The organism is Sorangium sp. So ce124, assembly GCF_051525235.1.
GTDB classification, from domain to species: Bacteria; Myxococcota_A; Polyangia; order Polyangiales; family Polyangiaceae; genus Sorangium; species Sorangium atrum.
Window position 1 is genome coordinate 3,415,001 of record NZ_CP150312.1, and the last position, 20,269, is coordinate 3,435,269.

Here is a 20,269-nt window from a genome sequence, read left to right on the forward strand (position 1 = left end):
CGCCGCCCGCCTCGTCTTCGTGTCGACGAACATGGTCTACGGGCTTCCCCAGGCGCTGCCCATCCGGGAAGATCACCCGAAGGAGCCGTTCGGACCTTATGGACGCGGCAAGCTGGAGGCCGAGGGGCTGATCCGGGAGGCTCACGACGCGGGGCGCATCGACGCCGCCGTCATCCGCCCCTGCCTCATCGTGGGGCCGGGGCGCACCGGCGTCCTGACCCGTGTCCTCGAGTGGATCCTGCGCGATCGGCCGGTGGCCCTCATCGGCGGCGGGCGGAACCGGTACCAGATGGTCGCGGTCGAAGACGTCGCGCGGCTCGTCCTCCTGGCCGGCCTCGACCGCGGCTTCGCCGCGTACAACTGCGGGTCGTCCGACGTGCCACCCATGCGCCGCTGGGTCGAGGAGGTCGCGCGCCGCGCGGGCTCCCGATCGCGCGTCGTGAACCTGCCGGGAGCGATCGTGAAGCCCGCGCTCGCCGCCCTCGAAGCGGTGCGCCTCTCGCCGCTCCGCAAGGACCAGTACCTCATCGCCGATCTCGACTACATCGTCGACACCACAGCTGCCCGGGCGCGACTCGGCTGGGTGCCTCAATACAACGACGTCGACGCCGCGCTTCAGACCTTCGCGTGGTACATCGAGCACAGGAACAAGACGGGCGCAGCGCCGGGCGCGTCGTGAGCGCGGACGCCGCAAGGGCGACGCCTGCGCCGGCCCGCTCGCGGACGCTGCGGCTCCTTGTCGCGGCGCTCGGTTATGCGGCGATCGCCGCCCTCGCGTGGCGCAACCTGGACCGCGATCGCGTCATCGAGGGCCTCTCCCGCCTCCGGCCTGTCCACCTGCTGCTCATCGTCGCCGTCTCGCTCGCCCACATCGCGGCGCGGGCGCTCCGTTACCACGCCCTCCTCGTGCGCGAACGGCCGCGGGACTACCGCTGGGTCGACGGCGCGCGGATCTTCCTCGCGGGGCTGAGCGTCGCCGCGGTCACTCCGGCCAGAGCGGGCGATCTCATCAAGGCGGAGCTCGTCCGCCGGCATGGCGTCTCGGGCAGCGCGGGGGTCGGCCTGGTCCTGGTGGAGCGGGCGCTGGACCTCCTCGTCATCGCCGCGTCCATCGCGGTCACGGGCGCGCTCCTGTCCGGGCGCGCGGCGGCCGACGCGTGGCGGGGCGCGAGCCTCGCGCTGCTCGCAGGGCTCGCCGCCGGCGTCGCGGTGATCTCGGTGCGCCGCGCGCGGACGCCGCTGCTCGCGGCCTTCTCGCACCTCGCCGGGCGCGTCATGGGATCGGGCAAGAAGGGCCGCGCGCTGGAGCTCCTGGAGGGGCTGTTCGCCGCGTGGGATCGCAGCTTCGGCTCGCCGGCGCGGCTCGCCGGCTACGCGCTGCTGTCGGCGGTCGCCTGGGCGATCGAGTTCTCGAAGCTGTACCTCGTGATGGTGCTGCTCGGCTTCGAGGCCGAGCTCGGCGTCGTCTTCTTCGTGTACCCGATCTCGATCATCGCCGGGATCCTGACCCTGCTCCCGATCTCCGAGGGGGTGATGGGGCTGACGGGCGTCGCGCTGCTCACGTCGCTCACGGGGATCGACGCCGGCGCCGCGACGGTGGCCGTCGTCGTGGATCGGGCCGCTTCGGTGCTGCCGCCGCTCTGTCTCTGGGGCGCGTGGTCGCTCTTCGGGGCGCCCGGCGCGCAACGCGGCGCGGACGGGCCCGCGCCGGTCGAGCGAGGCTGACGCCCATGGTCAGGGCGCTCCTTGCGCGCGCGCTGCTCCTCGTCCTCGGGCTTGCCCTGCTCGTGCCGGCGCTCTGGCACGTGGCGACGCTCGCGCAGATCTTCGCGGCCCGCATCGACTACCCGATGGATATCGAGTGGATGGAGGGCGGGGCTCTCCTCCACACCCATCGCCTGCTGGCGGGAGAGGCGATCTACGGGCCGCCGTCCCAGGGGTTCCTGCCGTACCCTTACCCGCCGGTCCACTTCACGGCCGTCGGGCTTGCCGCCACGTTCGCCGGGCTCGATTACGCGACGGGCCGCGCCGTTTCCATCGCCGCCTTCGCGCTCGCGTGCGCCGTGCTCTTCGTGGAGGCCATGCGCGCCTCGGGCCGTCGCCGCGGCTTCGGCGTCGCCCTGGGCCTCACCGCGGTCGCGGCGGCCGCGGCCAGCTTTCCCGTGGTGGGCGGCTGGTACGATGTCGTGCGCAACGACTCGCTCGCCATCGCGCTCCCGCTCCTCGGCGCCGCGCTCGTCAGCGGCGAGAACCCTTCTCGCAAGCAGCTGATCGCCTCGGCCGCCGTGTTCACCGCCGCGCTGTTCACGAAGCAGACGGGGATCTTCTTCGCCGCCTGGGTCGGCCTGTTCCTGCTCGTGCGCCGCTTCCCGCGCGCGATCGTGTTCGGCCTGTCGATGGCGGTCCTGTCGGGCGCCCTGCTCGCGGGGCTCCAGATCGCCACGCAGGGCCGCTTCTGGATCTACACGGTCAAGAACCTCTCGCACCATCAGGTGCGCGGGTCACAGGCGCTGGACGGGCTGCGGATCCTCTTCGAGTTCGCGGCGTTCCTCGCGCTCCTCCCGCTGATCGCGATCCTCGCGCGCCGACGTCGCTGGCTGCGGCCCCGCACCGCGCTCTGGATAGGCATGCTCATCGCGGCCTTCCCGGCGGCGATCCTGCCGTACGCGAAGGCTGGCGGCTTCCTGAACAACCTGATCCCGGTGGCGCTCCTGTCCGGCCCGGTGTTCGCGCTGCTCGTGGGGGACGTCCTCCAAGGTCTCTGGTCATCGCCCCGCGCGCGCGCCGCCGCGGAGATCGGCGCCCTCGCGCTGGCCGCCGCCTTCTTCGTCCACCAACGGTACGACAAGGCGCGCTACATCCCCTCCGAGGACCTCTGGAAGAGGGCGATCGAGCTGAACAAGTACGTGGCCTCGCTGGAGGGCGGCGTGCTCATCCCGAGCCACCCGTTCCTCGCCGTCCGCAACGGGCAAACGACACCCCAGTTCCATGACATGCCCTACTGGGATGCCATGGTGGGGCGGATGCCCGGCATCGATCTGCCCGGCTTCCTGAAGCGCACCCAGGCGACGTGGGTGATCCTGTCGGGCCTCGAGGGGCCGTCGATCCGCGGCTGGATCCACCAGCTCTACAAGCCGAACAAGCAGCTTCCCAAGCGGGCGCGCGTCAACCCGTTGATGGGCTACCCCTCGGCGCCGCGGAACCTCTTGCGGCTGCGGGAGCCGGTCAACAAGAAGGAACGGCGCGTGCTCTTCGACTTCGAGGCTGGGCTCGGCGGCTGGACGACGTCGGGGGACGCGTTCACTCCGGGCGTCGTGGGCGCCTCACGGCACAAGCTGCTCACGAGCTTTGCTCCCAAGCTCTACGACGAGGCGGTGGGCCAGGCGATCTCTCCCGTGTTCGTCGTCGACCGCGATCGCCTCGGCTTCTTGATCGGCGGCGGCAAGTCCTCGACGACGCGCGTCGAGCTGCGCGTCGACGGAAAGAAGGTCTTGAGCGAGGTGGGGATCGAGAGCGACATTCTCACCGAGGTGACGTGGGACGTGCGGAGTTTCCGCGGCAAGACGGCGCAGCTCGCGGTGATCGACGAGGAGAAGAAGGGCTGGGGCCACATCGCGATCGACGAGGTCGAGCTCTTCGACGAAGCGGCGCCGGCGCGCTGACGCTGCCGGTGCCTCCACGAACGCTCGGCCCTTCACGCGATCCGGGGCGTCTGATACCATCGCTCCCGACCGCGGCGCCTGCCGCACTGGAGCATGACGTGAACTGTCCGAAATGCACCGCCTCGATGGATGTCGTCACCTTCGGCGGGATCGACGTCGACCGGTGTACGGCGTGCGGCGGGATCTGGTTCGATAGCCGGGAGAAAGAGTCCCTCAAGGCCATGGCGGGCTCCCAGCAGATCGACACCGGCGACCCGTCGGTCGGGCGGAAGAACAACCAGATCCGGCGGGTGCCGTGCCCCCGCTGCACGACGCCGATGGTGCGCATGGTCGACCCGGAGCAGTCGCACATCTGGTACGAGAACTGCAGCGTCTGCGGCGGCGTCTACTTCGATGCCGGCGAGTTCCGCGATTATAAGGAGCACACGCTGAGCGACTTCTTCCGGGACCTGTTCGCGCGCCCGCGCAGCTGACGGCGCGCCGGCGCCGGGAGCTGCGGACACGGGCTCTCCTCCGCCGTACAGCTCAGCCTCGAGCAGCCCGCCCGGCTGCCCCCCCCGGGGGCGCGCTCGATCAGGGGACCTCGGGGGCAGACTCCTCGGCGCCTGAGCCCTCGCGGGGCTCGGGGAATGTCGCCAGGAGCTCGCCGGCGCGGAAGACCCACAGCGTGCCGGGCGTCGCCTTGCGCCAGAGCTCGTCGCGCGTGAGCGGCTCGGTGGCCACGACCGCCATCCGCGCGTCGGGGCCCACGCCGTGGAGGTCGTTGAAATTCACCTTGAGATCCGCGTCCACGAGCGTGGCCTCGCCGAACGGGGCCTGGCGCAGGATGCAGGACAGGTGGTCGCCGCAGCGGGCGAAGAGGTGCTCGCCGTCCGCGAACAGGAAGTTGAAGACGCCGTCGGCGCCGAGCTCGTTCCCGAGCTCGTACAGCGTGCGCCCGAGCTCCCGCCCGTCGGCCGGGTAGCTCGCGCCGTACGCGCTCCGGATCGCCTCGAGGAGGACGCAGAACGCGTGCTCGCTGTCGGTATCGCCGACCGGCGTCTCGACGTGGAGCTTCCGATCCCGGACCGTGGGCAAGGTGCCGTTGTGCGCGAACACGATGTGCCGGCGGTGGAGGACCCGCATGAAAGGGTGCGTGTTCTTCAGGGCCGCTCCCCCGCGCGTCATCTTGCGCACGTGCGCGATGGCGAGGGCCGTGTGGATCGGGTTCTCGCGGATGAACCGCGCGAGCGGGCTCGAGAAGGCCGGGTGAGGCTCGAGGAACGTCCGCGCGAACAGCCCATCGTACAGCGAGACACCCCAGCCGTCCGCGTGCGGCCCCGTCTGCCCGCCGCGGAGCGCGAGCCCCGTGAACGAGAACACGATGTCCGTCGGCACGTTCGACACCATACCAAGGAGCTCACACATGGCGGGCACCCTCCCGTGGCGCGCGCGCGCCATCGACGATCACGAGCCCCGTGACCCCGCCTCCGGCGGAGACGTTGCTGACCTCCGAGGCGGAGAGCCGCACCATGGCGCCCTCCATGCGCGTGACGAAGGTGGGGAGCGGGCCCTCCGCGCCGCGGGCGAAGACGAAGGGGCAAAGGTCGAAATAGACCTGCTCTTCCTCCACGGCGCCGCCGCGGAACGTCGGCATGCGCGCCGTGCGCGGGCGGCGCCGCTCCTGCGCGATCCAGGGCTGATCCGCGGCGGCCCGGACTGCCTCCCTCCACGCCGCCGGCGTCGCCGTCCACCCGAGCAGCACGCCTCTGCCGCCGTACTCGTCGTTCGGCTTGAGCACGAAGCTCTCCTGCTCTCCGAGGAGGAGCTCGACGAGATCCACCTCGCGGCCCCGCCACGCGGCGCGGCCGGCGGTCACCCGGCGCGTCCAGGGGATGTGCTCCGCGATGGCCGCGCGCTGCTCGGGCGAGAACATGCCCGAGAACATGGGGTTGCTCAGCACGGCGAACGCCGCCTTCTTGTTGAGGGGCCTGATCCGGAACGAGTTCGCGACGTACGCGGCGCGGTCGCGGTAGGCGCGGATGAGGGGGTGATCGAGGCCGCGCCGCGCGATGAGCTCCTGCGTGATCACGCGCCTGTAGACGAGATCGATCCGCTCCCCGCGCGCTTCGAGGCGGCGGCCGTCGTACGTGAGCTCGTCCGGATCGACGATCCTTGTCCGGTGCCCCTCGGCCGAGAACAGGTCGGCGAGCACCTCGAGCTCGGCCGAGGTGTCGACCGCGGCCCAGTCGACGATGGCCATCGCGGGCCGGGCCTCGCGCCCGCCCCACGCGGCGTAGCCCTCGCGCAGGGCGCCGAGGAGCGCCCGGTGCGGCGCCGGCGTGCGCAGGCCATGCCCGTCCCGGAGCGGCGCGAGGTGGGGGAGCGCCATCAGCGTCCGCTCGACGAGGAGCTGGTCGGTGAGGCCCGCGGGGGAGTCGGCGTTGTACTCGATGAAGGAGAAGCCGCCGTCGGTGATCAGCATGTCGAGGCGCCCGACCGTGTGGAGCGGCCCCGCGCCCGGCACGATGGCCGCGAGGGCGCGCTCGTCCGCGGAGAGCCCGATCTCCTCGGCCAGGAAGTCGTCCCAGATCGCGCGCTGCGCGACCCTCTCCAGCGCGGAGGCGATCTGCTCGGCCGCGCGGGCGATCGCGGCGAGGTCGTGCTCGGCGATGAGGTACGGCCGCAGGTGGCGGCACAGCGGGCGCGCGCCGTGGACCAGCCCGAGCCTCCGCTGGGCGTCGAGGAACGCCTCGAACCGCGCCGCATCCATCGCCCCCGGCGCGGCGAGCCGGGCGTCGAGCTGCTCCGCGAGGGATCTGGTGGCGTCCTGGCTCATGGCGACCTCATGTCGCGCCCGCGCGCGGGGTCCCCCAGGCGTGCACGGGCGCGCCGGAGTCGACCTCCGCCATGTACCGCTCCAGCATCCTCCTCAGCGCCTCCTCGCGCGACGCGGAGCCCGTCTCCAGCGCCGACAGCGCGCGGAGCTGCCATGTGGCGCCCGTGATGCCTTTGGCGACCCGCGCCTCGAAGATCCGGAGATAATGGCGGGCCTCGTCCCCGTCGACCCCCGCGGTCACGAGTCCCTCCTCGACCCGCGGCAAGAGCGAGAGGAGGAGATCGCGCGCCCGGACGCACCTCGGCGCGGCCCCCGGTACGGCCGGCCAGATGAGCTCGGCGTCGAGGCCGTAGTGCGCCGCATGGTAAAAGTTCCTCACGGCGAGCTCGAACGGGAACGACGGCAGGAGCTCTCCGATGGAGGGCGCGAGGGCGAGGATGCCTCCGAGCAGGAAGCTCCCGTTCGCGAGCATGTCATCGAGCGTGGGCCCGGACGGCAAGGCGCGCAGCTCGATCCGCAGGTGGCCGTCGCCGTCCGGATCGTACACCGGTCGATTCCAGTTCCAGACCGTGCCGTGGTGCAGGCGGAGCTCGTGGAGCTGCGGTATCCCCCCGGCCCGCGCGCAGCCCACGACGTCCTCGTCGCCGCACACGGGGAGGATGGGCTCGTGCAGCGCGACGCTCTCCATGAAGAGCTCCGCCGCGCCGTCGCGCACCCAGCCGGTCCCGAAGCCGATGCGGGCCGGCATCTTCCAGTCCGCGCCGGGCGCCGGCGGGCGATCGTCGCCGGCCTGCTTGAACACCGCCACGCGCGTCTCGTGCCACAGCCGGTGGCCGAGGAAGGTGGGCGAGTTGCACGCGGCCGCGAGCGCGGGCGCGGTCATCATCATCGCGGCGTTGAACAGCCGCGCGAAGGCGTCGGGCGTGGCCCGGAGGTGGATCTGAAAGGCGGTGTTCGCCGCCTCCATCGCGGGGTCGTCCGACGTGAGCTCGAGCGGCTCGGCGCCGTCGATCCGGATATGGAAGGGCGCCTTGCGCAGCCGGCAGAGCCCCGCGGCGAGCGCGCGATACCGGGGCAGGTTGGTGATCGTCGCAGGGCTGAAGTCGCGCCGCTGGAAGGTCGGCAGGATGCTGACCGGGACCACGCGCGCGCCCCGCGCGGCCGCGCGCTCGCGAATCGCCTCGACGGTCGCGCGCATCTGCTCGCGCAGCGCCGAGAGCGGCCTGCCGGCGAGCGGCACCGGCTGCGTGCTGAGCTCGATGTCGAACGCGCCCATCTCCGGCGTGATCATCGGGCTCGCCGCGGCGCGCGCGATCTCCGCGCCGATCGGCACGGGGCGCGCCTCGCGATCGACGAGGAACATCTCGAGCTCGGTGCCGATCGTCGCTTCCCCATGGCCGAACCCCGGCCGCGCGAGCACCATCTCCAGCGCCGCGAGGTTCTGCTGGAGCCGGGTCTTGAAGAGCCGATAATCCACGGTCTTGAAATGGTCTTGCTGGATCTCGATGCCCAAGGGACCTCCCCTGCGATCCCGGCGAGGGCCCGTCCGCCAGCACGGCGAGCGCCGTGGGCTTCAGGAGAGCTCGCAGCCGGGAGCGCGATGTTCCCGCGCCCTACGCGCTGCGCAATGCAAGCGCAGGGCCACGGACGGCGGTCTCGGCATGAAGGAAGCCGGAGACGGCCGCCCGCCGGCGTCGAGCTCGATCGGTGTGGCGTCGATGCAGCCTGTGGCAAAACGCGCCGTGGGCGCTGTGCGAGGGTGTTCCCTGCGTTTCGCGAAGGTGTCGGGCAGGTTTCACCCTGGGCGCCGGCTCATCGGTCGACGTGCGGGACGCGCTCGACCACACATGCGCCCGCCTTGCAGCGAGCGACCGAGTCCTCCTTCGGCGCCATGCACTTGGCGACCGGGCAGCTCGCGGCGGCGCAGCTCGCGGCGCGCCACTTCTGGAGCTCCGCGAGCGCGTCGCGGTGGAACGCCTGGTTGCACGGCGGGCACAGCTGGTCGCAGCACTGCCCGGCCTGCGCGCAGGACACCACGCAGTCGGCGTCGGCCTCGCACCGAGCCTCGGACGCCGCGGCGCGCGGTTCGCCGGCCGCCGGCGGGGGCTGCGCCGCCGGCGAGGTCTCGGCCGCCGGCGGGGCCTGCGACGCGGGTGAGGCCTCGGCCCCCGACGGGACCTGGGCCCCCGACGGGGCCTGCGGCGCGGGTTCCTTGGTACAGCCGGCGAGACAGGCGAGGCCGGCGAGCACGAGCGAGCGAGAGGGCAGCGAGATCGTCATGCCGGCCATGATGGCACGGGGAGAGCCCGCGGCGCGCGGGACGATGGCCGATCCAATCGTTCTTTTGCGATCTTGCGACTTTGCGACCTTGCGTTGAAATCTCTCTCCGGATCCCTGGTCGGACCCCTGCTAGCAGCTAGTAGAACGAGAGCGGCTGCCCCGTGGCCTCCACGACGGCCATCCACAGGTCGTCCGTCGGGTCCACCTGCTTGCGCATGCGGACGGCCAGGGGCATCGGCACGTGCACGAAGCGGCCGTGCCACCGGCCGATCAGCATCTCGGTGTTGCCCGCCATGGCCGCGTGGACCGCGTTTCGGGCCATGTTCCAGCAATACACGCTGTCCGACGGGGACGCGGGGACGCTGCGGATATGATAGCTCGGGTCCAGGTACTTCAGCGTCGCCTCGACGCCGCGCGCCCGGAAGTGCGCGTTGATGCGGTCGCGCAGGAAGAGGCCGATGTCCTTCAGCTTGAGGTTGCCGCTGAGGTCCGTCGCCATGGGCTCCGCGCTGGAGGTGCAGTGTTCTTGCATGGCGCCCTCGGCGACGACGATCACGGCGTTGCCGTGGCGGGCGAGCCGGCGCTCGAGGTGCGCGAGCAGGCCGCAGGGGCCGTCGAGCTCGGCGTGGACCTCGGGGATGAGGACCACGTCCACGTCCGCCGACGCGAGCGCCGCCGCGCAGGCGATGAAGCCCGAGTGCCGGCCCATCAGCTTGACGAGGCCGATGCCGTTCTTCGCCCCCGAGGCCTCCACGTGCGCGCTGCGGATGACGTCCACGGCGGCGGCGAAGGCGCTCTCGAAGCCGAAGCTGCGGTCGATGAACTTGATGTCGTTGTCGATGGTCTTCGGCACGCCGACGACCCCGATCGACAGGCGGCGCTCCTCGATGGCCCGGACGATCGACATCGCGCCGCGGATGGTGCCGTCGCCGCCGACGACGAAGAGGACGTTGATGCCGAGGGCCTCGAGCGTGTCCACCATCTGGTGCGGGTCCTGGTTGCCGCGGGAGGTGCCGAGCACGGTGCCGCCCATGCGGTGGATCTCCTCGACGCTCCGGGGATCCAGGCGCATCGGGGCGTGCCCGAAGCGGGCGACGAGCCCCTCGTAGCCGTAGCGGAAGCCGAAGATCTCCGGCACGCCATAGCTCTGCGCCATCGTGAGCACGAGGCCGCGGATGACGTTGTTGACGCCGGGGCAGAGCCCGCCGCACGTCACGATGCCGGCGCGCACCTCCTTCGGATCCCAGAAGACGCGGTTGCGCGGCCCGGCCAGCTCGAACGCAGGCGGCCGCTCGCCGGAGGCGTCCGCGAGGACGGCGGACAGGCGATCGTTGAACAGCACCTTGTCGGCCTCGCCGACGTACACCGTGGCCTTCTCGCCGAGCTTCTCGGCGACGGGCGAGGGGTGCCGGCAAGGGCCGAGATCCTTGATGGCGAGGTCGGCAGGGGTCACCACGCGCAATGCCTCCAGGTGAGGAGAACAGCGCCCCTCCGGCGAGCACCGCCGCGGGGACGCTTCCATCGTCCGACGGCGCCTGTTTCGACCGCTTTTCAGGAGCGATAAGCTATCGTAACGCCGCGCGGTTCCGTTCCCGCGCGAGGAGCAGCGCGCTACGGGCAGCTCCCGTTCCTCGTGAACCAGGCCGCCCCCCTGTCCAGAAAGACGCGGGTCTTCGGGACGAGCGCGCCGCCGCGGGGCTCGCGCAATCGCCGAGGGGCGCCGTGCCGCCGGGCGACCAGCGACGGGGCGCCGAGCGCTCCGCTGAGGTGCGCGCGTCGGTCGTCCGGTGCTCTGGATCTAGAATTCAGCCATCAGCCCTATCGACGGGTAGACGATGAAGCTGTCGAGATCGAGCGCGACCGTCCGCTGACCGAGCACCGTGAGCTCACCGCTCGAGAAGATCTCCGCCATCGTCAGCTCGAAGCCGAAGAATACGTGTTTATAGCCGAGCGCGACGCCGGCCTGGCCGCCCACGTAGAAGCCGGTGCCGGAGAACGACGCGAGCTCCCGCTCGCCCGGATAGCCGGTGAAGGCGGGCAGGTCCAGGACGAGCGACGTGCCGAAGGTCGTGAACATCAGGCGCGGGCCGCCCCAGACCCGGTACCATGTGCCCGCCTTCCCGATCTGGATGGGCAGGTCGACCTGCCATCGCGTGAAGTCCTCCAGCTCGACGATGCCAAGGATGCTCCCGACAGGGAACTCCATCACGTAGCGCCCGATGCCGGCGCCGGCCGTCAGATCGACGCCGTGCTCGTCGCTCTTCAGGAGCTGGTAGCGGGTGCCCAGGCGGAACGCGCTGCCGGTATAACGGAGGTTGAGCTCCCAGCGGTCGAGCGCGGTGTAGGCGATGCCGATGTGCGGCGTGACCGAGGGCGGGTTCAACGCGAGCGCGCCGCCCGCCTCGAAGAGCGCCTGACGCTCGGCCTCGGACAGCTCCCGTGACTCCGCGACGTCCGCCAGCACGACGCCGGCGTCCACCATCGACGCGAGCGCGCCGGTCGGGATCGAGACGTCGAGCCCGAGCTCGGCCTGGACATGGCCTTTCTTGGCCACATGGGCTGGCTGGAACGTGGAGAGCGCCGGGGCGCAGCCGCAGGTCCACAGGGCGAGCACGGCGAGGGTGCGAGGAAGCATCGGCCGATCACGGTATCATGACCGTTCTCTCGAGGCGCGCGTCGACGAGGGCGCGCCGGCCCGTTGCCGTCGGCGTCGGCCTGACGCACGTGGTGGTAGCGACACCCGACTGAGCCTCGCGTCCGGGCCCTCGAACCCGAGGTGTCCGCTGTCCGGCTTACCGGTCGTCGCGCGGCATGCCGGCTCTCGCAGGCGTCCAGGCGGGTGGGTCGCTCGCAGGAAAGGATTGCTGACAGGCCTCTTCCACGACATCAGCCACGGGCACGGCCGGCGCGACCCGCGCCGCAGCTCGCCCCGCGCGCTGCTCCTTGGCCGGGCGCGCTTCGTCGCCTGGCTCTCCCAAGCCACTCCAGGTCGTCCGCGCCTGCGCGTGTCCCATGGTGCGTCCTCCGCCGGCGGACATTGCGCCTCGCCGCCTCCGTGGCAAGGTCCTGCGCTGCGCTGACGAGGACGACCGAGCAGGTCGCAGCTGGCGGAGGGCCGCGCTCGACGCGACGTGACGGCGCGGCGATCGAGCGGAGGCGCTCGCGGGAGGAGCCCACGATGGACAAGGCGAACCGACCGTTCCGAATCGGGATTTCAGGGTCCTACGGCGGCATGAACCTAGGCGACGAGGCCATCCTCGATGGCATCGTCACGCAGCTCCGGGAGTCGATGCCAGCGGAGATCACCGTGTTCTCGCTGTGCCCGGAGGACACGAAGGCGCGCCACCAGGTGGAGCGCGTCGTCCCCGTTCGTGACCTCACACGAATGGAGTCGACCGCCGAGATCGAGCGCCTCGATCTCTTCGTCCTCGGCGGGGGAGGCATCCTGTACGATCGGGACGCGCCGGTCTATCTGAGAGAGGCGTTCATCGCGGAGGAGCGCGGCGTCCCCGTCGTGATCTACGCCGTGAGCGCCGGGCCGCTGTCGGACCCGGGCGCGAAGCAAGCCGTACGGGCGGCGCTGAACGCCGCGGACATCGTGACCGTACGAGACAAGCAGGGACGTCGCCTGCTCGAGGAGGTGGGGGTGAATCGCGAGATCCGCCTCACGGCCGATCCGGCCCTGCTGCTGCGCGAGGAGGCGCTGCCGATCGAGGCCATCCGGGCCGAGGGGGTCGAGTTCGAGCGGCACCTCGTCGGCTTCTCCGTCAGGGAGCCGGGCCCGGCGGCGCCCGACATCGACCCTGACGAGTACTATGGCCTGCTCGCCAACGCCGCGGACTTCGTCGTCGAGCGCCTCGACGCGGACGTCGTGTTCGTGTCCATGGAACGGACGGACGTGCAGCACAGCCACGCGGTCGTCGCCCACATGAAGAACGCCGAGCGGGCAGAGGTCTTGAGGCGCCGGTACACGCCGCAGCAGATCCTCAGCCTCGTCGGGCACCTCGAGTTCGTGGTGGGCATGCGCCTCCACTTCCTGATCTTCTCGGCGCTCCGCGAGACCCCGTTCGTGGCGCTGCCCTACGCGTCCAAGGTCGCGGGGTTCATCGAGGATCTCGAGATGGAGACCCCGCCCCTCGGGAGCATCAGCTCCGGGCAGCTCATCGCCAGGCTCGATCGCTCGTGGGACACGCGTCACGAGATCCGCGCGAAGATCCGCCGGCTGCTCCCTGGCCTGAAGGCCAGGGCGAGGGAGACCAACCAGCTCGTCACCGAGCTCCTCGCGCGGCGAGCTCCGGCGGCGCAGCCCGTGCGGAAGAGCGCGTGAGCGCGGGGAGCTGGCGATGGACGTGATCCGGACCGACGTCGCCGTCATCGGCGGAGAGCTCGGCGGCTGCGCGGCTGCGCTCGCGGCGGCGCGGACGGGCCGCCGCGTCGTCCTGACGGAGGCGACTCACTGGCTCGGGGGCCAGCTGACGAACCAGGCGGTCCCTCCGGACGAGCACCCGTGGATCGAGGACATCGGGGCGACCCGGAGCTACCGCGCGCTGCGCCAGGGGATCCGCGAGTATTACCGCAGGCATCTGCCGCTCACCGCGTCGGCCAGGGCGCTCCGCGAGCTCAACCCCGGCAACGGCTGGGTCAGCCGCCTGTGCCACGATCCGCGGGTCGCGGTGGCGGTCCTGCACGAGATGACCGCGCCGTACCGGCTCAACGGGCGCCTCCTCGCGCTCCGTGCTCACCGGCCCATCTCGGCGTCGACGCACGGCGATCGAGTGACCGGCGTCGTGGTCCGAGGGCTCGAATCGGGGCGCGATGTCCTCCTCGTGGCCGACCTCTTCATCGATGCCACGCCTCACGGCGAGCTCCTCTCGCTCGCGGGCGTGGAGCACGCGCTCGGGGCGGAGTCGCGCGCGGAGACCGGAGAGCCGCACGCCCCCGAGCGCGCCGATCCGAGGGCCCAGCAGGCGATCACCGTCTGCTTTGCGATCGAGCACCACCCGGGAGAGGACCATACCATCGACAGGCCCTCTCAGTACGAGCGCTGGCGCTCCCTCGAGCCGCCCGGCTGGCCGGGCCGACTGCTGGACTGGACCGCGGTTCGACCCGATACACTCGAGCCTCTGACTCGAGGTCTGTTCGCCGCGGAAGACCGGCATCCCTGGTGGAGCTTCCGGCGGATCCTCGACAGGACGGTCTTCGAAGCGGGGTTCGCGCCGAGCGACATCACCATCGTGAACTGGCCACAGAACGACTATTGGTTCGGGCCCGTCTGCGGCGTCGACGAGGCGCAGGCGGCGCGGCACCTGGAGGAAGCGCGGAACCTCAGCCTGAGCCTTCTGTACTGGATGCAGACCGAAGCGCCTCGTCCAGATGGCGGGGTCGGTTATCCAGGCTTGCGCCTCCGCGGGGACGTGGTTGGCGGCACGGTCGACGGCCTCGCGCCGGCGCCCTACATCCGCGAGTCCCGCCGGATCCGGGCCGAGCTCACGGTGCTCGAGCAGCACATCGCGTATCCGCTCCGGCCCGACGGCCCCGCGACGTTCGAGGAGAGCGTCGGGATCGGGTGTTATCGCATCGATCTGCACCCGCGCGTCGGGGGCGCCGGGTACCTCGATCTCGGCTGCTGGCCGTTCCAGATACCGCTGGGGTCGCTCATCCCGGTGCGGGTGGAGAACCTCTTGCCGGGCGGGAAGAACCTCGGCGTCACGCACATCACGAACGGCGCCTACCGGGTCCACCCCGTGGAGTGGAGCGTCGGCGAGGCGGCAGGGCTGCTCGCGACGTTCTGCCTGGAGCGCCGCGTGCTGCCGCGGCAGGTGCGCGCCCGGCGCTCGCTCCGCGAAGAACTCCAGGCGCTCCTGGTCGGCGAGGGCATCGAGCTGGCCTGGCCGGCGCTGAGGCCGGTATGAGCCAGCGCCGCGCCACGGCTGTGTCGGCGAAGCGACCGCGCTACGACGAACGGGGGAGCTTGACGCGGAACGTGGTGCCCTCCTCCAGCGTGCTCGTGACCTGGATGGAGCCTCCGTGCGCGTCGACGATCGATTTGACGATGAAGAGCCCGAGCCCTTTCGAGCGTTGTACGACCCGCTGGCTCTGCTCGCCCCGGCGGAACGGATCGAAGAGGACGGGCAGCAGCTCGGGCGGGATCGGGGTCCCGCGGTTCATCACCTCGATCACGACGGCATTCTTGTGCCCGCGCAGCTCCACCTGCACCGGCTCCTCCGGCGGGCTGTAGTCGACGGCGTTGCCGATCAGGTTCGACAGGAGCTGCCCCATCCGGCCCGGGTCCCACGTGCCCCGCCCGTCGCCGTGGGCCGTGAAGCGGATGGTGTGCTCCGGGTGGGCGAGCTCGAACTCCTCGGCCACACGCTGGCAAATCGCGCGGAGGTCGACGGGCTCCGGCTCGACCGGAAGACCCCGGTGGGAGCGGATGCGCGTCAGGTCGAGCAGCTCCTCGACCATCCGCACCGCCCTGTCGTTGCTCGCTGCGATACGCTGGGCGAGCCTCGCCACGGCGGTCGTGACGTCCTCGCGCTTGAGCAGGGCAGCGGTGGCGAACCGGATGGCCGAGAGCGGGTTGCGCAGGTCATGCCCGAGGACCGCGATGAGCAGCTCGTGGAGAGCGACGTCACGGCGCAGATCGGCTGAGCTCGCCTGCTCGTATTCGACGGCCGCGGTGATCATCACCTCGTCGAGCGCCGAATGCACGAGCTGGGCCTCCTCGCCGCCAAGCACCACCCCTTCCTGCGCGCACAGGTCCACGATCACGGAGCGAAGGACGCCGAGCTCGCGCAGCTCCTCCGCGAGGGTGTAGCCCTCGGCGATGCGATGCGAGACGTGCACCTTGGCGGCCTCCGAGCTGCCGATCTCCGGGCCGCTGGCTCCGGCCGGCGTGTCCGGCTGCGCGCTCTGCGCGAGTGAGTCGATGAGGTCGTCGAGGAGCTTCGGAGTGTAATCTCTCAAGTCCTCATCGGTGAGCTCGCGGGCTCGGGCGATCTTCGGTGCGCTCCGCACGCGCACCATCCACTGGCTTATGATGTCCTCGCTTCGCTCACGGAGCAGGACCGTGATGCGCGACAAGTTGTGGCTCACCTGCGCTCTCCCCCATCGATGCAGATGCGTCTCGTCATTCGGCGCGCCGCAGTCCGCCATTGTCATGGATCCCGCAACGCCCCTCAGGAGAAGCAGGAACCCGGACCGAGCCAGAGAGCCGAGGTGAGCGAGGACCGGAGGGGCAGCACCGCCGATGGGGCGCCGAACGGTTGAGCGAAGCAGGCCGCCACCGTGGTGGGGGGGCGTTCGTCAACCGAACGACTGGCGCTTCGCCGTCCTCCCTCGCCTGGTGGTGTGCTCGTGCTGTGCGCGTCCCCGAGCCAGTTGCTCCAAGGCAGGAAGATTTCAGGCAAGTAGCCAGAGGGCGCTGCGTCGGTCCTGCCCGCGCGCGCCGCCCTGGCACGCGCCGCGCGCTTGCCCGATACTCCGCGCATGCGCCCCGGGGACCTGCTCGCAGGTCGCTTCGAGCTCGATCGCGTCGCGGGATCCGGGGGAATGGGCGCGGTCTATCGGGCCATCGACCGCGAGACCGGGGAGCCGGTCGCCCTCAAGGTGGGGCTGCACGGGGAACATGCGGAGGTCGAGCAGATCGAGCGGTTCCGCCGGGAGGCGCGGGTCCTCGCGGGGCTCCACCACCCCGCCATCGCGCGGCACGTCGCCCACGGCGTCACCGCCGAGGGCCGGCAGTACCTGGCCATGGAGTGGCTCGACGGCGAGGATCTCGCGGCGCGGCTCCGGCGGGGGCCGCTGGGCCTCGACGAGAGCCTCGCGCTCGTCGCGCGCGCCGCCGAGGCGCTCGGCGCCGTGCACCTGCGCGGGGTGGTCCACCGCGACGTCAAGCCGGCGAACCTCTTCCTGCCGGGTGGCGACGCCGCGGCGGTGAAGATCCTCGACTTCGGGATCGCGCGGGCCTCCGACGTCACGTACACCCTGACCAACCCCGACACCCCCGTCGGGACGCCGGCCTACATGGCGCCGGAGCAGGTCCGCGGAGAGCCCGACATCGACGCGCGCGCCGACCTGTACGCGCTCGGGTGCGTGCTGTTCGAGTGCCTCACCGGGCGGCCGCCGTTCGGGGGGGTGCACGTCGTCGCGCTGCTCACCAAGGTGCTCTTCGAGCAGGCGCCCCGCCTCCGCGAGCTGTGGCCCGGCGCGCCCCCGGCGCTCGACGCGCTGCTCTCGCGCCTCCTGAGCAAGGATCGGCGGCTGCGGCCCGGGGACGCGCTCGCGGTCGCGGCGGAGCTGCGCTCACCCGAGATCCGGGAGGCGGGCGTGGCGCCCCTCTCGCCGTCGGTCGGCCTCACGACGGCCGAGCGGCGGCTGGTCAGCGTGGTGCTGGCGGCGCGGCGGGCCGAGCCGGCGCGGCCGCCGCAGCCGGCGCAGGGCGTGGCCAGCGAGGAGAGCACGGCACCGGCGCGCGGCCTGACCCATCAGCGCCGCTGGCCGCTCGCCCTCCTCCGCGAGGTCCGGAGGACCGCCGACCTGCACGGCGCGCGCGTGGAGCTGCTCCGGGACGGATCGATCGCGGCCCTGCTCACGGGGGCCGAGGCGCCCACGGATCTCGCGGCGAGCGCCGCCCGGTGCGCCCTCTCGCTCAAGGCGCTGCTCCAGGCCTCGGACGTGGCGCTGGCGACGGGCTGGGAGGTCGTGGACGGGACCCAGCCGCTCGGGCCCGTGATCGACCGCGCCGTCGCGAACCTCACGGCCGCGGAGCGGGGCGCGGAGGAGGCGCTCCGGCCGATCGCGATCGACGCGATGACCGCGTCCCTCCTCGGCCCGCGCTTCGAGGTGGCGCACGGCGAGCGCGGGGCGGCGCTGCTCGGCGAGCAGGAGCCGCTGGAGGAGGCGCGCGCGCTGCTCGGCAAGCCGACGCCGTTCGTGGGGCGGAGCAGCGAGCTGCGCTGGCTCGAGCTCCTCTTCGACCAGTGCGCCTCGGAGCCGTGCGCCCAGGCGGCGCTCGTGATCGGCGCGGCCGGCGTGGGCAAATCGCGGCTCCGCATCGAGCTCGCGCGCAGGATGCGCGGCCGCGAGGCGCCGCCGCAGATCTGGACCGCGCAGGGCGACGCGGTGCGGGCCGGGGCCCCGCTCGGGCTGCTCGCCCAGGTGGTGCGGCGCGCGGCTCAGATCGCGGAGGGCGAGCCCCGGGAGCGCGGCCGGGAGAAGCTCGCCGCGCGCGTCGCGCGATCCGTCGACGCGGCGGAGCAGGCGCGGGTGACGGAGTTTCTTGGCGAGGTGATCGGCGCGCCGTTCCCGGACGCGGATCGGCGCGAGCTGCGCGCCGCGCGCCAGAACCCGATGCTCATGGCCGACCAGGTGCGGCGCGCCTGGCTCACCTTCCTGGAGGCGGAGTGCCGCGCCGGGCCGGTGCTCCTCGTGCTCGAGGACCTGCACTGGGGCGACCTGCCGACCGTGCAGCTCGTGGACGCGGCGCTCGGGCAGCTCCGGTCGAGCCCGCTCCTCGTGCTGGGGCTCGGGCGGCCCGACCTGGACGAGGTGTTCCCGGGGCTGTGGGCCGAGCGGGGAGCGACAGCGATGCGGCTCGGGGCGCTGCCGGCCCTCGCCTGCGAGCGGCTGGTGCGCGCGGCGCTTGGGGAGCAGGCGCCCGCGGCGCAGGTGGAGGGGCTCGTCCGGCGCGCGGCGGGGCACCCGTTCCTGCTGGAGGAGATGCTGCGCGTGGCGGCCGAGGGCGCCGAGGGCGCCGAGGGCCGCGACGCGGGCGAGGCGCCCGAGACCGCGCTCGCCATGGTGCAGGCGCGCCTCGAGGGGCTCGATCTGGAGGCGCGCCGGGCGCTGCGCGCCGGGAGCCTGCTGGGCGAGGTGTTCTGGTGGGGCGCGATCGCCCGGCTGCTCGGGGTGGACCGGGACGACGCCGCGCTCGCGGGCCGCCTCCTCGCGCTGGAGCAGCAGGAGTGGATCGCGCGGCGGCCCGCGTCCCGGTTCCCGGGCGAGGTGGAGTACGCGTTCCGGCACGGGCTCGTGCGCGACGCGGCGTACATGATGCTCACCGAGGCGGATCAGCGGCTCGGGCACAGACTCACCTCCGAGTGGCTGGAGCACGCAGGGGAGCGGGACGCGCTGGTCCTGGCCGGGCACTGCGAGCGCGGCGGCGAGCCCGAGCGGGCCGTGCGGTGGCTCTGCGCCGCGGCGGAGGAGGCGCTCCGCGGCAACGACCTCGCGGCCGCGCTCGCGCGCGCGGAGCGGGGCGTGGCCTCCGGGGCCAGCGGGCGAGAGCTCGGCGCGCTGCGCCTGGTCCAGGCCGAGGCGCACCTGTGGCGCGGCGAGCTCTCGGCCACCGAGGCGCGCGCGACGGAGGCGGTCGCGCTGCTCGAGCCGGGGTCGGGCGCATGGTACCGCGCGCTCACCGCGGCCCTGCTCGGCGCCAGCAAGCAGGGCGCCGTCGATCGCGCCGGGGCGTGGGCCGAGAGGCTCGCGGCGACGGCGCCCGCCGAGGAGGCGCTGAGCGTGGTGGTGCTCTGCCTCTCCGGGTGCGCGGCGGAGCTCATGCTTGCCAACCAGCACGCGACCGCCGACGCGCTGCTCGAGCAGTGCCTGCGCCTCGCGGGCGATCCTCCGACGGTCGACGACGAGGCGCTCGGCGGGCTGCACCAGACCGTCGGGTTCCGCGCCGCGCTCGCGGGTGATCACGCCGCCGCGGTGGACGCCTTGGAGGTGGCGGTCGGGGCGTTCGGGCGCGCCGGCGACCGCCGGCAGGCCTGCTCTGTCCAGCTGAACATGGGCTTCATCCTCACGGAGCTCGGCGCGCTCGAGCGCGCCGAGCAGCTGCTGCGCGCGGCCGTCGCCCAGGCGACACAGATGGATCTGCACGAGGTGCTCCCGACCGCGCGGCAGAACCTCGGGAACGTCCTCCTCCAGGCGGGCCAGATCGACGAGGCCCGCGCGCTCCTCGAGCAGGCCATCGACGCGTCGCGCCGGCAGGGCAACCGGCGCATGGAGGGGCTCTCGCGCGCGTACCTCGCCCGGGCGGCGCTCCTCTCGGGCGACCGCGACGCCGCCGCGCGCGAGGCCGGCGCGGCGGCGGCGCTGCTCGACGTGGCGCCGCTCCTGCGCGCGGTGGCGCTGGCCCTCCTCGCGCGCGCCCGGATGGGAGGGGAGCCCGAGGGGGCGGCCGAGGCGCTCCTCGACGCGCAGGAGGCGTTCCGCCTCATCGAGGACGCGGGGATGGCCGAGGAGGGAGAGTCGCTGATCCGCCTGACCTACGCCGAGGCCCTGCGCGCCGCCGGCGAGCGCGAGCGCGCCGCGCAGATGATCGAGGCGGCGCGCTCGCGGCTCCTCGAGCGCGCCGCGAAGATCGGCAGGCCGGCGTTGCGGCAGAGCTTCCTGGAGAGCATCCCCGAGAACGCCCGGGCGCTCGCGCTCGCCGAGGCGTGGGCTCTGGAGCGTCAGGGGGCTGTCGCCTGAGCGCCGCGTCACCCAGGTGCCCTGTGGATCAGCC

At 72.5% G+C, this 20,269-nt stretch carries 14 protein-coding genes (1 of these 14 only partly in view); 7 read left to right on the forward strand and 7 right to left on the reverse strand.

The features are described from left to right. The 4 genes from WMF19_RS13020 to WMF19_RS13035 form a co-directional block, all read left to right on the forward strand. Nucleotides 1-679 carry the 3' portion of an NAD-dependent epimerase/dehydratase family protein gene (locus WMF19_RS13020; RefSeq protein WP_437899381.1) on the forward strand. It extends 359 nt beyond the left edge of the window, so the window shows 679 of its 1,038 coding nt (coding positions 360-1,038); the start codon falls outside the window, past its left edge; it ends in the stop codon at nucleotides 677-679. Next, nucleotides 628-1,725 (forward strand): lysylphosphatidylglycerol synthase transmembrane domain-containing protein, encoded by a 1,098-nt coding sequence (locus WMF19_RS13025; protein WP_437899382.1) that lies wholly within the window; start codon nucleotides 628-630, stop codon nucleotides 1,723-1,725. The genes WMF19_RS13020 and WMF19_RS13025 overlap by 52 nt, the downstream gene beginning before the upstream one ends. A 5-nt stretch (nucleotides 1,726-1,730) precedes the next feature. Then, nucleotides 1,731-3,662, forward strand: coding sequence for a hypothetical protein (locus WMF19_RS13030; protein ID WP_437899383.1), 1,932 nt, complete (start codon nucleotides 1,731-1,733; stop codon nucleotides 3,660-3,662). A 98-nt stretch (nucleotides 3,663-3,760) separates the two neighbouring features. Further along, nucleotides 3,761-4,135 carry a zf-TFIIB domain-containing protein gene (locus WMF19_RS13035; RefSeq protein WP_272103056.1) on the forward strand — a complete coding sequence of 125 codons (375 nt, stop codon included), beginning with the start codon at nucleotides 3,761-3,763 and terminating at the stop codon, nucleotides 4,133-4,135. Between the two features lie 100 nt (nucleotides 4,136-4,235). On the opposite strand, the gene WMF19_RS13040 is transcribed toward WMF19_RS13035, so the two are convergent. From WMF19_RS13040 to WMF19_RS13065, 6 genes are all read right to left on the reverse strand, one after another. Continuing rightward, complete coding sequence (locus WMF19_RS13040) at nucleotides 4,236-5,069, reverse strand: class II glutamine amidotransferase (protein ID WP_437899384.1); 834 nt, start codon at nucleotides 5,067-5,069, stop codon at nucleotides 4,236-4,238. Beyond that, on the reverse strand, nucleotides 5,062-6,480 hold the full coding sequence (locus WMF19_RS13045; protein WP_437899385.1) for a hypothetical protein: 1,419 nt from the start codon (nucleotides 6,478-6,480) through the stop codon (nucleotides 5,062-5,064). Before WMF19_RS13045 ends, WMF19_RS13040 begins: the two co-directional genes overlap by 8 nt. A gap of 7 nt (nucleotides 6,481-6,487) precedes the next feature. After that, nucleotides 6,488-7,993 carry a hypothetical protein gene (locus WMF19_RS13050; protein WP_437899386.1) on the reverse strand — a complete coding sequence of 502 codons (1,506 nt, stop codon included), beginning with the start codon at nucleotides 7,991-7,993 and terminating at the stop codon, nucleotides 6,488-6,490. A gap of 299 nt (nucleotides 7,994-8,292) precedes the next feature. Then, nucleotides 8,293-8,760 carry a hypothetical protein gene (locus WMF19_RS13055; RefSeq protein ID WP_437899387.1) on the reverse strand — a complete coding sequence of 156 codons (468 nt, stop codon included), beginning with the start codon at nucleotides 8,758-8,760 and terminating at the stop codon, nucleotides 8,293-8,295. A gap of 136 nt (nucleotides 8,761-8,896) precedes the next feature. Continuing rightward, a complete protein-coding gene (locus tag WMF19_RS13060) occupies nucleotides 8,897-10,216 on the reverse strand; it encodes an ATP-dependent 6-phosphofructokinase (RefSeq protein WP_437899388.1) in 1,320 nt (439 codons plus the stop codon). Nucleotides 10,217-10,558: 342 nt separating this feature from the next. Next, nucleotides 10,559-11,395: a hypothetical protein gene (locus tag WMF19_RS13065; RefSeq protein ID WP_437899389.1), complete on the reverse strand. Its 837-nt coding sequence runs from the start codon at nucleotides 11,393-11,395 to the stop codon at nucleotides 10,559-10,561. A gap of 543 nt (nucleotides 11,396-11,938) precedes the next feature. On the opposite strand from WMF19_RS13065, the gene WMF19_RS13070 reads away from it, so the two are divergent. After that, nucleotides 11,939-13,087 (forward strand): polysaccharide pyruvyl transferase family protein, encoded by a 1,149-nt coding sequence (locus WMF19_RS13070; protein WP_437899390.1) that lies wholly within the window; start codon nucleotides 11,939-11,941, stop codon nucleotides 13,085-13,087. A gap of 16 nt (nucleotides 13,088-13,103) precedes the next feature. Beyond that, nucleotides 13,104-14,672: an FAD-dependent oxidoreductase gene (locus tag WMF19_RS13075; RefSeq protein ID WP_437899391.1), complete on the forward strand. Its 1,569-nt coding sequence runs from the start codon at nucleotides 13,104-13,106 to the stop codon at nucleotides 14,670-14,672. Nucleotides 14,673-14,712: 40 nt separating this feature from the next. Here the strand turns inward: WMF19_RS13075 and WMF19_RS13080 are convergent, their stop codons facing one another. Beyond that, nucleotides 14,713-15,855, reverse strand: coding sequence for an ATP-binding protein (locus WMF19_RS13080; protein WP_437899393.1), 1,143 nt, complete (start codon nucleotides 15,853-15,855; stop codon nucleotides 14,713-14,715). Nucleotides 15,856-16,248: 393 nt separating this feature from the next. Here WMF19_RS13080 and WMF19_RS13085 point away from each other — a divergent pair, with 393 nt between their 5' ends. Beyond that, entirely contained in the window at nucleotides 16,249-20,235 is a 3,987-nt protein-coding gene (locus WMF19_RS13085; RefSeq protein WP_437899394.1) for a protein kinase domain-containing protein, read from the forward strand. Nucleotides 20,236-20,269: the final 34 nt, after the last annotated feature.

Bases quoted from the DNA above. Each gene is read 5' to 3' on its own strand.
- WMF19_RS13030 (WP_437899383.1), top strand. From the start codon at position 1,731: ATGGTCAGGGCGCTCCTTGCGCGCGCGCTGCTCCTCGTCCTCGGGCTT.
- WMF19_RS13040 (WP_437899384.1), bottom strand. From the start codon at position 5,069: ATGTGTGAGCTCCTTGGTATGGTGTCGAACGTGCCGACGGACATCGTG.
- WMF19_RS13045 (WP_437899385.1), bottom strand. From the start codon at position 6,480: ATGAGCCAGGACGCCACCAGATCCCTCGCGGAGCAGCTCGACGCCCGG.
- WMF19_RS13055 (WP_437899387.1), bottom strand. From the start codon at position 8,760: ATGACGATCTCGCTGCCCTCTCGCTCGCTCGTGCTCGCCGGCCTCGCC.
- WMF19_RS13065 (WP_437899389.1), bottom strand. From the start codon at position 11,395: ATGCTTCCTCGCACCCTCGCCGTGCTCGCCCTGTGGACCTGCGGCTGC.
- WMF19_RS13070 (WP_437899390.1), top strand. From the start codon at position 11,939: ATGGACAAGGCGAACCGACCGTTCCGAATCGGGATTTCAGGGTCCTAC.
- WMF19_RS13075 (WP_437899391.1), top strand. From the start codon at position 13,104: ATGGACGTGATCCGGACCGACGTCGCCGTCATCGGCGGAGAGCTCGGC.
- WMF19_RS13085 (WP_437899394.1), top strand. From the start codon at position 16,249: ATGCGCCCCGGGGACCTGCTCGCAGGTCGCTTCGAGCTCGATCGCGTC.